At 65.7% G+C, this 12,363-nt stretch carries 9 protein-coding genes; 2 read left to right on the forward strand and 7 right to left on the reverse strand.

What is annotated here, in order from left to right:
- Nucleotides 1-8 precede the first annotated feature (8 nt).
- From J5251_RS12420 to J5251_RS12450, 7 genes are all read right to left on the reverse strand, one after another.
- Nucleotides 9-1,064, reverse strand: a complete 1,056-nt coding sequence (locus J5251_RS12420) for a glycosyltransferase family 4 protein (RefSeq protein WP_208574154.1) — start codon at nt 1,062-1,064, stop codon at nt 9-11.
- A 14-nt stretch (nt 1,065-1,078) separates the two neighbouring features.
- A complete protein-coding gene (locus J5251_RS12425; protein ID WP_208574155.1) occupies nt 1,079-3,235 on the reverse strand; it encodes an amylo-alpha-1,6-glucosidase in 2,157 nt (718 codons plus the stop codon).
- Between the two features lie 260 nt (nt 3,236-3,495).
- Nucleotides 3,496-3,897, reverse strand: coding sequence for a DUF779 domain-containing protein (locus J5251_RS12430; protein WP_208574156.1), 402 nt, complete (start codon nt 3,895-3,897; stop codon nt 3,496-3,498).
- A gap of 2 nt (nt 3,898-3,899) precedes the next feature.
- A complete protein-coding gene (gene exaC / locus J5251_RS12435) occupies nt 3,900-5,423 on the reverse strand; it encodes an acetaldehyde dehydrogenase ExaC (protein WP_139006602.1) in 1,524 nt (507 codons plus the stop codon).
- 143 nt (nt 5,424-5,566) lie between these two features.
- Nucleotides 5,567-7,096: a DHA2 family efflux MFS transporter permease subunit gene (locus J5251_RS12440; protein ID WP_208574157.1), complete on the reverse strand. Its 1,530-nt coding sequence runs from the start codon at nt 7,094-7,096 to the stop codon at nt 5,567-5,569.
- A 19-nt stretch (nt 7,097-7,115) separates the two neighbouring features.
- Entirely contained in the window at nt 7,116-8,456 is a 1,341-nt protein-coding gene (locus tag J5251_RS12445) for a helix-turn-helix domain-containing protein (RefSeq protein WP_244250656.1), read from the reverse strand.
- A 151-nt stretch (nt 8,457-8,607) separates the two neighbouring features.
- On the reverse strand, nt 8,608-9,816 hold the full coding sequence (locus J5251_RS12450; RefSeq protein ID WP_244250657.1) for a cytochrome P450: 1,209 nt from the start codon (nt 9,814-9,816) through the stop codon (nt 8,608-8,610).
- A 271-nt stretch (nt 9,817-10,087) separates the two neighbouring features.
- Here J5251_RS12450 and tdh point away from each other — a divergent pair, with 271 nt between their 5' ends.
- A complete protein-coding gene (gene tdh / locus J5251_RS12455; protein ID WP_208574158.1) occupies nt 10,088-11,134 on the forward strand; it encodes an L-threonine 3-dehydrogenase in 1,047 nt (348 codons plus the stop codon).
- Between the two features lie 10 nt (nt 11,135-11,144).
- On the forward strand, nt 11,145-12,359 hold the full coding sequence (locus J5251_RS12460; protein WP_208574159.1) for a glycine C-acetyltransferase: 1,215 nt from the start codon (nt 11,145-11,147) through the stop codon (nt 12,357-12,359).
- Nucleotides 12,360-12,363: the final 4 nt, after the last annotated feature.

Here is a 12,363-nt window from a genome sequence, read left to right on the forward strand (position 1 = left end):
GCCTGGTTTCAGGCGACCACGATGGGACTGCTGGAGCGGCGCCGCGCGCCTTGCGCGACGACGTCGGTGAAGAACCGCAGATGTTCCTCGGCCATGCGTGCCGCGCTGAAGTAGGTCTCGGTCACCTGACGGCACCGGCGCCTGTCCAGGGCGGCCGCCTGCTGGAGCGCCACGGCGAGCTGGTGGTTTCCGCGGCGCAGGAAACCGGTCACGCCGTCCTCGATTATTTCCGGGGCGGAGCCCCGCAGCGTGGCGATGACCGGCGTACCTGTTGCCATGGCTTCGATCATGACCATGCCGAATGGCTCGGGCCATTGGATGGGGTTCAGCAGGGCGATCGAACTGCCCAGCAGCTCATACTTCTCCGGCGCCGTCAGCTCGCCCAGAAATTCGATGGGCGGCTTCAGTTGGGGGCGGATGGCCGCGTCGAAAAAGTCGCGCTCTTCGTTTTCCATCACCCGTGCGGCGATGCGCAGCGGGACGTCGGCTTCGCGGGCTATCTCGATCGCTTGCAGAGGGCCTTTGTCCGGATGCATCCTGCCCAGGAAGCAGGCATAGCCGCCGTCGCCGCCGCCCAACGGAACCGTCGATGCGTCGATGCCGTGATGGATGACCTGACGGACCGAAACTTCAGGAGCGGAGACCGCCTGATGCCGGGAAATGGCAATCAACGGCGTATGGGCCGCGATGGCGCGGTAGACAGTGCGGAACGAGCCCGTCAGGGGGCCGTGGGCGGTGGTGACCAGCGGGACACCCGGCGGACGGTGGCGCGACAAAGGCCCGGCGAGCGTATGGTCGTGAATGATGTCGACGCCGTCCAGCGCCTCATGGGCCAGGACCACATGGGTCAGTTCGTCCACGGCGGCCCCTAAAGCACTGATCTGCCGCGCGGGCAGTCCGCACACTTTCGGTACCGGGCAGTCGCTGTCTTCGGCGGCCACCAGACTGACCTCGTGGCCGGCGGACACGAACTCCCGGGCCAGGGTATCGATGACGGCCTCGATGCCCCCGTAGCCGCACGGCGGGACAGCGATCCATGGTGGGGCGACGATACCAATGCGCATGTGGTGCTCCTGCGCTAGTTCCCGGTGTTGCTTGCGTAGACGTCCAGTAGATCTGCCAGCGGCTTGCGCGGTTTTCGGTGCAGCTCGATGGATTCCGGAATACCGTCCACCTCGGTCTGCCCGTCGGCCACGCTCACGGAAATGCGTGCGCCCGCCAGCGGCAGGTTGGTGACGTGGAGCGGTCCCAGCTCGGCCGGAATCAGCGGTGCCAGCCAAAGCCCGTTGTGCGTCATGCACGGATCGAACCTCAGCAGCACCCGCATGAGATGTACGGGTGCGGCTGCGGCCCAGGCCTGCGGCGAACAGGATGTTGGATAGGCCACCGGCACGGGATACGATTCCCGGTCCAATCCGCAGAACAGCTCCGGCAGCCGGCCACCGAACTGGGTAGCCGCGTTAAACAAGGCCAGGGCAATCCGGGTCGCCTCGTCCATGAAGCCGTAGCGCATCAGTCCGGCGGCGATGAGGGCGTTGTCATGTGGCCACACAGATCCGTTGTGGTAGCTGGCCGGGTTGTAGGCACCCATATCCGACGCCAAGGTACGTACGCCCCAGCCGCAGAACATTTCGGGGGACATCAGCCGCCGCGCCACCAGCGGCGCCTTGTCGTTATCCACGATTCCGCTCCATAGGCAGTGCCCCATGTTGGAAGCGCAGGAGTCCACCGGGCGCTTGTCGTGGTCCAGGGCGATGGCGAAGTAGCCGCGGTCCTCAAGCCAGAATCGGTCGTTGAATGCCGTTTTCAGATCGGCCGCCCGGGATCCCCAGTGGGCCGCCAGCTCATTGTCGCCGGCACACTGTGCCATCAGCGCCCGGCTGATGTAGGCCGCATAAACGTAGCCCTGGACCTCGCACAAAGCGATCGGGGGCGAGGCCAGTCTTCCATCCGCGAAATTGACCCCGTCCCAGGAGTCTTTCCAACCCTGGTTCAGGAGGCCCTTGTCGGTGGCCCTCGCATACTCGACGAATCCGTCGCCGTCGATGTCGCCGTACTGTGTGATCCAATCCAGCGCCTTGTCGACCGCGGGCAGGAGGGAATTGGCTACTTCGGGCCAGAAGCCCCAGCGGGTCAACTCGCCCGCCAGCGTGACAAACAACGGCGTCGCGTCGACGGACCCGTAATAGGCGTTGTCACCGCCCAGCAGTTGTCCGGCGCTGGCTCCGAAGCGGACTTCGTGGAGGATCTTTCCGGGCTGTTCCTCGCTGCGCGGATCCACCTCCGTGCCTTGCCGCTCTGCCAGGGTCTGCAATGTGCCGAGGGCCAGTGACGGATCAAGTGGCAGGGTCATGAAGGACGTCAGCAGCGAATCCCTGCCGAAGAGCGCCATGAACCACGGAGATCCTGCCGCCACCACTACGCGGCCGGGATGATCCGGGTCGAAGATGCGCAGCGACCCGAGGTCAGCCTGGCTCTGTTCGAGCACCTTTTCGACGTCTTTGTTATCCATCCGGGCCAGCGGAACGTTCCGGCGCCATTCCATCAGCCGTTCCTCGGGCAGGGTCGAATGCACTTGCTGGCGCGGATTGAGGCCGTCCAGGGAACGGCTCCGGTCCATATCCGGCAGGGCGGTGAATGATCCAGTCCATTTCTGCTGCGGGGGAATCACGACGCTGTAACTGATGTGGTTTCCCGCGATCTCGGCACCCTCCGCGGCCACGACTATCCTGGCGGTGATCGGCAGACCCTCGGACGCAATGATCAGGTTGTCGGTGTGCCGCTGGGCCGGCTGGGCGTGGGTAATCTCTTTCAAGCCCGCCTTCACCTCGAACAGGTCGGCGAAATCTGCGCCGACGGTGAGCTGAACCTGGCAGGCCGCCGGTTCCCTGGAGTGGTTGGAGACGGTCACGTCCTCGTGGACCCCGTGGTTCAGGCTTCGACGGCGCTCGACCAGCAGATTGCTGTCGGCGAGCCCGTCCGTGCGTTCGGCCCGGCCGATGAAGACGGCGCGGTACGGGTCGTAAAGGATGGCTTCCAGCGGCTCGACCGGCCGGCCGTTCACGGAGAGGGACCAGTCTGAAATGAACCGTGTGTCCCGATAGAAGAATCCGTGCGGCCGTTCAGGATTCATGTCGCCATTGGCAAAGGAAATGCAGAAGGACGTTCCCTGCAGGAGGGTCACGGCGCCTTCGCCGGCAGAACCGGCGGTGTTTTCGTCGCTCCAGCCGGTCATGGTGCGGCCATTCCGGATGTCCGGGCTGTGAAACGTCTATCCGCTGCGTACCGGACCATGCCAGCTGAATGAACAATCACGCGCAACTTGCCGTCCACAGCATGCTCCGTCAGGTAGGTTTCCTCTACCCCCAACTAACATGGAAGCACCAAAACCGACCGGTGGAAAGACCTCCGTCGAAAGTCCGAAGCTCTCATTCACGAATCGCGCAGACGGCGGCCGCGCCGCAAGGCACAGCCGCCGTCCGGGCCGGAACTGGATCAGTTCGCGACGTCGATCAGGGTAGACCGGATCAGGAACCGTTTGCCTTCCGGAGCTTCCACCGAGAACCCGCTGCCGCGGCCGTCGACCACATCGACGGTGAGGTGGGTGTGCTTCCAGTAGGCGAACTGCTCCCGCGACATCCAGAACCCAAGCTGACCGCACTCCGGCAACTCGAAGACCCCCATGAGCACATCCGCTTCGGCAGTGATGAACTCCCCGGCCGGATAGCACATGGGCGAGGAGCCGTCGCAGCAGCCGCCGGACTGGTGGAACATCAGCGGCCCGTGGATTCCCCACAGCTTCTGCAGCAGTTCCACCGCGGCCGGTGTCAGCGCTACCCGGGAGAAATCTTCCCCGGGTATCGCTACCGTGGCATCGAGATTCACGAGGTCGGCCATGTTTAGAAGAAACCGAGTTTGTTCTCGTTGTAGCTGACCAGCAGGTTCTTGGTCTGCTGGTAGTGGTCCAGCATCATGGCGTGGTTCTCTCGGCCGATGCCGGAGGACTTGTAGCCGCCGAAGGCTGCCCCGGCCGGGTAGGCGTGGTAGTTGTTGACCCACACCCGGCCGGCCTGGATCTCGCGGCCGGCGCGGTAGGCCACGTTGCCGTTGCGGGACCAGACGCCGGCACCCAAGCCGTAGAGCGTGTCGTTGGCAATCTGAAGGGCCTCGGAGTAGTCGTTGAACCGGGTCACGGAGACCACCGGCCCGAAGATCTCCTCTTGGAAAACGCGCATGTCGTTGGTGCCCTCGAAGATGGTCGGTTTGACGTAGTAGCCCCCGGCCAGGTCGCCGTCGAGGATGTTCCGCTCGCCGCCGGTGAGGACCTTCGCGCCTTCCTGCTTGCCGATGTCCATGTAGGACAGGATTTTCTCCAGCTGGTCGTTGGAGGCCTGCGCGCCGATCTGGGTTGCGGAGTCCAGCGGGTTGCCCTGGATGATCTTTTCCGTGCGCGCCAGCGCGTCCGCCATGAACGAATCGTAGATGGAGCCCTGGACCAGCGCGCGGGAGGGACAGGTGCAGACCTCTCCCTGGTTGAAGGCGAAGAGCGTGAAGCCCTCGAGTGCCTTGTCGTAGAACGCGTCGTTTTCGGCCGCGACGTCGGAGAAGAAGATGTTCGGGCTCTTGCCACCGAGCTCGAGTGTGACCGGAATCAGGTTCTGGCTGGCGTACTGACTGATCAGCCGGCCGGTGGTGGTCTCGCCAGTGAACGCGATCTTGCGGATCCGCGGGCTGGAGGCCAGCGGCTTGCCGGCCTCGACGCCGAAGCCGTTGACCACGTTGACGACGCCGGCGGGGAGGATGTCGGCGATCAGTTCCATCAGCACCAGGATCGACGCCGGCGTCTGCTCCGCAGGTTTAAGTACGACGGCGTTTCCGGCCGCCAGCGCGGGGGCCAGCTTCCAGACGGCCATCAGGATCGGGAAGTTCCAGGGGATGATCTGGCCGACCACGCCGAGCGGCTCGTGGTAATGGTAGGCGGTGGTGTCGTCGTCCAGCTGGGAGAGCCGGCCCTCCTGCGCCCGGATGGCGGAGGCAAAGTAGCGGAAGTGGTCCGCGGCCAGCGGGATGTCGGCGGCGAGGGTCTCACGTACGGCCTTGCCGTTGTCCCAGGTCTCGGCGACGGCAAGCATCTCGAGGTTGTCCTCGATCCGGTCCGCAATCCGGTTCAGCACCGAGGCGCGCTCGGCCACGGAGGCTTTGCCCCAGCCCGGGGCCGCCTTGTGCGCGGCGTCGAGGGCCAGGTCGATGTCTTCGGCGGTGCCGCGGGCTACCTCACAAAATGGTTTGCCGGTCACGGGGGAGATGTTCTCGAAGTACTGGCCCTTGGCCGGGGCCACCCATTCGCCGCCGATCCAGTTCTCGTAGCGCGGCTTGAAGCTGACCTTCGAACCATCCTGGCCCGGCTGTGCGTAAACAGTCATTGCTAACTCCTTCAGCGTGGTTTGAGCGCGTCATCGTCGACTCCCGCTCATGCACCACAGACTAGGGGCCGCAACGTTGCACCAAGGTTGCACGGTGGATCGGCCAGTTCCCGGTGGCGGCGCCGCCCCGACACTGAATCCTGTTACCGCGGCCGGTGCGGGGGCTCTGCCGGTTCTACGGCCGCTGGGCCCGGCGTTTCCGAAACCGGTTTTCCCCAATCCGTGACCGATTGCGGCCGGGCGAAGAAGAGCGTCACTACGGCGCCCGCCAGTGCCACCGCCGCCGGCAGGAGCAGGGACTGGGCCATCGCCGTCGAAAAACCTGCATGCAGGAAATCCGGCAGCACCGCAGCTCCCGCCTCAGCCTGGGCTCCGGAAACAGTTGCACCGCGGGGCAGTTCCTCGGCCAGCCGGGCCTGCATCAAGGCTGCGATGGAGGCGCTGCCCAGGACCGCGCCGATCTGCCGGGTGGTGTTGTAGACACCGGAACCGGCACCCGCGTCGGCCGGACGCAGATTTCTTGTGGCGGTGGTGGACATCGGGCCCCAGACGCAGGCGTTGGCCAGACCCAGCACGGCGGCGGGCAGCAGGAGCAGGCCTACCGCCGTCGTCGGTGTCATGAGCAAGGCGTACCAGCCCAGGCCACCGGCCATCAGCACCAGCCCAGCCGTGGCGAAAAACTTCGGATTGACTTTGTCGATCGTTCGTCCGACCAGCGGCGCCAGCACGGCGGAAATGATGGCGGTGGGCGCGAGCATGAGCGCGGACTCGGTGGGGGTGAGGCCACGCACGCTCTGGAAGAAGAAGATCAGCGGCAACGACATGCAGGTGACCGCGAAACCCACCGTGGTGATGCCGCCGTTGGCCAGCGAGAAGTTGCGGTCCCGGAAAATCTTCAGCGGCAGCAGCGGTTCCTTCCGGTTCCGGGACTGCCATAGCACGAACGCGGCCAGCACCAGAATTCCGGCGATGATCAGGCTCCAGACCGTAATCGGTCCGGCAATCGATCCCCAATGGTAGGTTTCGCCCTGCTGGATGCCGAAGACGAGCAGGAACATTCCGGCGGCGCTGAGCAGCACGCCGGCGAGATCAAAGGTATGCGAATGGGTGGGCAGAGCGGGGACGAAGCGCCACGCCATCAGGAAGCCAAGCAGGCCGACCGGGATATTGACGAAGAAGATCCACTCCCAGCCCAGCGAGTCCACCAGCAATCCGCCGAGGATAGGACCGGTCAGTGCTGCCAGGCCGGCCACCGCGCCCCACAGACCCATCGCGGCCCCGCGCCGGTCCGGCGGGAAGATCCGCGTGATGACGGCCATCGTCTGCGGCGTCATCATGGACGCCCCGGCCCCTTGGAAGACGCGCGCCAGGATTAGCATCTGGATGTCGTTGGCGAAACCGCACCAGGCCGACGCGGCCGTGAACAGCACGAGCCCGGTCAGGTACAGGTTCTTGGGTCCGAAGCGGTCGCCCAGCCGGCCGGTGATCAGGAGGGGTACGGCGTAGGCCAGCAGGTAGGCGCTGGTCGCCCAGATGACCGAGTTGATGTCGGTCTGCAGGCCGCGCATAATCGCGGGGTTGGCCACCGAGACAATCGTCGTGTCCACGAGGATCATGAAGAACCCGATGACCAGGGACCAGAGCGCGGGCCAGGGGCGGCTGACGTTATCCACCGCTGGAATTTACCACGGCTCAGCGCAGCTCGGCTTCGATCCGTTCAAGATGGGCAACGACGGCGGTGCGTCTCGGCGAGCGCGCCGGGAGGACGCGCAGGGCACTGAGCCAGGCCTCGGCGTCGTACTCTGCTTCCGGCAGCTGCAGGTAACGCAGCAGCGTTTCCGCGGAGGCATCGTTGAGTACGGCCTCGCGGAGGTTCACGCTGACCTCCTCGCGGAAGCGCACGATGCCGGGGGCCTCCGAAATGGGCAGCAGCGCCCCCTGGTAAATGTTCAGGGCCAGGCGGTGGGCACCGCGCTGCAAGTAATTGAGGACCTGGCGGGCGTCGAGGATCAGTTCCTGCGGCAGCCGGTACGGCCGGGACTGCGGAACCGCCGCCGGGTTGGCCGAGCCGATGAGTTTGCGCAGCCGGACCATTTCGGCCCGCAGGGTAATGCTCTGGGCATCCGGATAAAGCAGGTCGGCGAGGGCGTCCGCGGTCAGCCCGCGCGGATGCAGGGCGAGCAGCGTGAGGATCTCCGTGTGGCGCAGGGACAAATCCAACGTATGGCCCTCCAGGCTCAGCTGGCCCTGGTCCCGGCCGGTGATGGACAGCGTGTTGCTGTAGAGCCGGGGCCTCGAGGCCCGGCCCGGGGCCTGCGCCTTGAGCGGTGGTTTGGCTGTGGGTTGCGCCTGTCCGCGCTGCAGGCGTTCGATGCGCAGCTGCGCCTCTGCCGCGGCTACGGTGGCCTGGACCAGGGAGAGCGTGTGCGGGGCGACCGCCTCTTCGCGGCCGGTGATGTCCACGACGCCGAGGACGGCGCCGGAATCGGGATCACGTACAGGGACGGCGGTGCAGCTCCACGGATGGACAATGCGGCTGAAATGCTCGGCCCCGGAGATCTGCACGCCGCGGCCCAGCGCCAGCGCCGTGCCCGGCGCGCTGGTGCCTACGGTGCCTTCGGACCAGTCGGCGCCGGCAATGAAGGTCATTTTTTCGGCCTGGCGCTTCAACCGGGTATCCCCGTCAACCCAGAGCAGCCGGCCGTTCTCATCGCCGACCGCCACCAGCATTCCCGTGTCATGGCTCGGCAACACCAGAAGGCGGTGGATGACGGGCATAATCGCCGCCAGCGGGTGGCTCAGCCGGTACTCCTCCAGCTCCTCGTCGACCAGGTCCACCCGTGCCAGCGCGTCCTCCGGGTCCGGGACCAGGCTCATGGAGCGTTCCCAGGATTCGCGCACTACCTTCCGTAAGCCCGACAAGGTACCGACACCCGCTCTGGGCATCGTGCGGACGGCGTCATCGAGGAGTTCGTGGGCAGCGTAGGCCTGTTGCTGGACAGGCCCGAAGGCCGATCGGACGTGGGAATGCACCGTTGCTCCGCTCGCTGAGGTCAGCCACCTTGCCTGAAGGAAAAGTAGTGGCGTGCCTCACAGTCTACCCAGCGCCGCAAGTCGGGAGCCGCCGCCGTTATCTTCCGGAGCATCACGGCGAAACCGGCGGCCCGCCGGCGCCTCCGCTCACTCACGCCGGGATGAGCCGCAGTGGGAGGGATTCCCACCCCTTGAGCGTGTTGTGCAGGTACGGGACGGGCTCGCCGGCTAGCTCCAGGCGTTCGACGTGCTCGGCGAGCCAGCCGAGCACCACTTCCATCTCCAGCCTCGTGATCGGCTGGCCGACGCAGCGGTGGATGCCGTTGCCGAAGGCGATCATGCGGGCGGCATCGCGCTCGATACGGAATTCATCCGCGTCCGGCCCGAATTGCGCCGGGTCCCGGTTCGCGGACCCGAGGAAGAGGACAATCTTCGTTTCGGCCGGAATCGGGATGCCGCGGAATACCGTATCGCTGCCGGTGGTGCGGAAAAAGGACTGGAAGGGCGAATCGAACCGGAGCACCTCGTCGATGGCGAACTTGACCAACCGCGGATTCTGCCGGAGCTTGGCCCACTCTTCGGGGTGCTCGGCGAGGAGTTTCAGTGCGTTCCCGAGCCCGATCACGGTGGTGTCCAGCCCCGCGGAGAGCAGCGCCCGGACCAGCAACGGCGCCGCTTCCGCGCTGATGTCCCCGGCATCGGCGCGGTCCCACAGCTGTGCACCGAGTCCGCCGGGTGCCAGCTTGGCGCGTGCGGTATGGTCCATGACCCAGTCAAAGGTGCCGGCGCCCTGCTCGATGAAGTGTTGCTGGCGCTCGTCCTCGGGGCCGAAGTAGCTGAAGCTCATGGCGCCCTGGCTGATCAGGTTTTCAGCCCGGCCCTCGCGCGGAATGCCCACCGCGTCGCCGAAGACCCGGAGGGGATAGACCTGCGCCAGGTCCTTGACGCCGTCGATCTCCCCGCGCTCCAGCAGTTGCGGCAGCAGTTGCGCGGCGAAGGCCTCGAATCCGGCGCGCAACGCACGCGTTCCCCTGGGCGAGATGACCGAGGCCATGGCCTTGCGCAGCGGGGTGTGTACCGGCGGATCCGAATCCAGGATGCCCTGCGGTTTCCATGACGGCTCCTTGTGCAGGTTCTTCGGCCCCACACCGGCACCATTGATGAACGTCTGGTGGTCCGCCAGAATGTCCCGGCATTCCTCGAAGCGGGTGAACGCAAGCACGTTGTACTGCTGCAGGTAAACCGCCGGCCCGGCCGCGCGCATCCGCTCGAACAGCGGGTACGGATCCGCTAGGTTCCCGTCCGAATACGGGTCGTCGCTAAACACCTGGACACCCGGGTACGCCAGCACTTCGGTCACGTCGGCCTCGCTTTCTCTGCAGTCCTGCTGACAAATTATCGTCCAAACGCCCCGATCACTAGAAGCGACCGCCCCATGTTGATAACTAACGACGGCGGCCGCCACCCGCCGTCGTTAGCTTTCGGCTGTTCAACACCACGACCGGATTCAATCTCCCAACTGTCCTACCGCTTAAGTAGAGTGGTTCCATTGCGTGACCGCGGTCACGTCGGGCGCCGGCGATCCCGGTCCGCCCGCGGGCCGCGGCAATCCGAATCGGAAGGAAGTGTCAGTGAAGGCGCTGTTCAAATCCGGGCCACAGGCCGGCTTCGAGCTTGTTGACCGTCCCGAGCCGCGAACCGGTGAGGACGACGTCAAGATCAAAGTAGTGACCACCGGAATCTGCGGGACTGACCTGCACATCCAGGCGTGGGATCCGTGGGCGCAGGAGAACATTCCCACGCCGCTGATCCCCGGGCATGAGTTCTACGGCGAGGTGGTGGAAGCCGGCAGCCTGGTGCGGGACGTCAAGGTGGGGGACCGCGTCTCCGGCGAGGGGCACATTGTCTGCGGTACCTGCCGCAACTGCCGGGCCGGGCGGCGTCAGATGTGCATCCGGACCGTCAGCGTCGGGATCCAGCGGGACGGGGCCTTCGCCGAGTACGTGGTGATTCCGGAGACCAACGTCTGGGTGCACCGCGATCCGTCCATCACCCCCGAACTCGGCGCCATCTTCGATCCGTTCGGCAACGCCGTCCACACCGCCCTGAGCTTCCCGCTGGTCGGCGAGGACGTGCTGATCACCGGGGCCGGACCGATCGGGCTGATGGCTATCGCTGTTGCCCGCCACGCAGGTGCCCGCAACATCGCCATTACCGACATCTCCGCATCCCGGCTGGACCTGGCCAAGCGGATGGGCGCGGACATGACCATAGACGTCAGCCATGAACGGATGGCCGAGGCCCAGGAGCAGTTGCGCCTGACCGAGGGCTTCGACATCGGGCTGGAGATGTCCGGGCGGGCCAGTGCGCTGCGGGAAATGATCGACAACATGACCCACGGCGGGCGGATTGCGCTGCTGGGCCTGCCTACCGAAGACATCGCCATCAACTGGGGCAAGGTGGTCACGCACATGCTCACGCTCAAGGGCATCTACGGGCGGGAGATGTTCGAAACCTGGTATGCGATGAGTGCCATGCTGCAATCGAACCCGGTGCTGCACGAGGCCATTTCGGGAGTCATCACGGACGTGCTGCCGGCCGCCGAGTGGGAACGGGGCTTCGAAATCGCCCGCCACGGCGCCGGCGGCAAGGTTGTCCTTGACTGGAGAAGGATCTAAGGAGCTTCGCATGTACTCTGCCCTCAAAGACCAGCTGGCCGCGGAACTGGATGAAATCCGCGCCGCGGGGCTGTTCAAGGCCGAACGCCGGATCAGCTCTCCGCAGTCCAGCCACATCACTGCCGGCAGCCTGGACGGCCCGTCCCGCCAGGTGCTCAACTTCTGCGCCAACAACTACCTAGGCCTGGCCGACCACCCGGACATGATTGCTGCGGCCAAGTCAGCGCTGGACGAGCGTGGATTCGGCATGGCCAGCGTGCGCTTCATCTGCGGCACGCAGGACCTGCACCTGGAGCTTGAGCGCCGGGTCTCCGAATTCCTTGGTACCCAGGACACCATCTTGTTCTCTTCCTGCTTCGACGCGAACGGGGGCGTCTTCGAGTCCCTGTTCGGACCGGAGGACGCGATCATTTCGGACGCGCTGAACCATGCCTCCATCATCGACGGCATCCGGCTGTCCAAGGCGGCCAGGTTCCGCTACGCCAACCGGGACATGGCGGAGTTGGAAGCCCGGCTCCAGGAAACCGCGGCAATGAACGACGGCGGCGGGGCGCGACGCCGGATCATCGTCACCGACGGCGTCTTTTCCATGGACGGCTACCTTGCCCCGCTGCAGGATATCTGCGCCCTCGCCGAAAAATACGACGCGCTGGTCATGGTGGATGACTCGCACGCCGTAGGGTTCATGGGCGCCACCGGTGCCGGTACGCCCGAACACGCCGGGGTGTCGGACCGGGTGGACATCTACACCGGGACCTTCGGCAAAGCCCTTGGCGGCGCCTCCGGCGGATACGTTTCGGGGCGCGCGGAGATCGTGGCGATGCTCCGGCAGCGTGCCAGGCCCTACCTGTTCTCCAACTCGGTAGCCCCGGCCATCGTCGCCGCCACGCTCAGGGCGCTGGAGCTAGTGCGCGAATCCGGCGAACTGCGCTCCCGGCTGCAGGAAAATGCGGCGCTCTTCCGGCGCCGCATGGCCGAGGAAGGGTTCGAGCTGCTGGCCGGGGAGCACGCCATCATCCCGGTAATGTTCCACGACGCGGTGCTGGCCGGCAAGGTGGCGGACCAGATGCTCGCGCACGGGGTCTATGTGACGGCCTTCAGCTACCCGGTGGTTCCCCAAGGTGCCGCCCGGATCCGCGTGCAGCTTTCCGCCGCCCACAGCCCGGACGACGTCGAAGCTTGCGTGCGTGCGTTCGTCGCTTCGCGGGACGCAGTCAGCGGGTAGGACA

It is taken from the genome of Arthrobacter crystallopoietes, from assembly GCF_017603825.1.
In the GTDB taxonomy this organism is placed as follows: Bacteria; Actinomycetota; Actinomycetes; order Actinomycetales; family Micrococcaceae; genus Crystallibacter; species Crystallibacter crystallopoietes_B.

Excerpts from the sequence above, each read along its gene's own strand:
- J5251_RS12420 (WP_208574154.1), bottom strand. The coding sequence starts at position 1,064 with ATGCGCATTGGTATCGTCGCCCCACCATGGATCGCTGTCCCGCCGTGC.
- J5251_RS12425 (WP_208574155.1), bottom strand. The coding sequence starts at position 3,235 with ATGACCGGCTGGAGCGACGAAAACACCGCCGGTTCTGCCGGCGAAGGC.
- J5251_RS12430 (WP_208574156.1), bottom strand. The coding sequence starts at position 3,897 with ATGGCCGACCTCGTGAATCTCGATGCCACGGTAGCGATACCCGGGGAA.
- exaC (WP_139006602.1), bottom strand. The coding sequence starts at position 5,423 with ATGACTGTTTACGCACAGCCGGGCCAGGATGGTTCGAAGGTCAGCTTC.
- J5251_RS12460 (WP_208574159.1), top strand. The coding sequence starts at position 11,145 with ATGTACTCTGCCCTCAAAGACCAGCTGGCCGCGGAACTGGATGAAATC.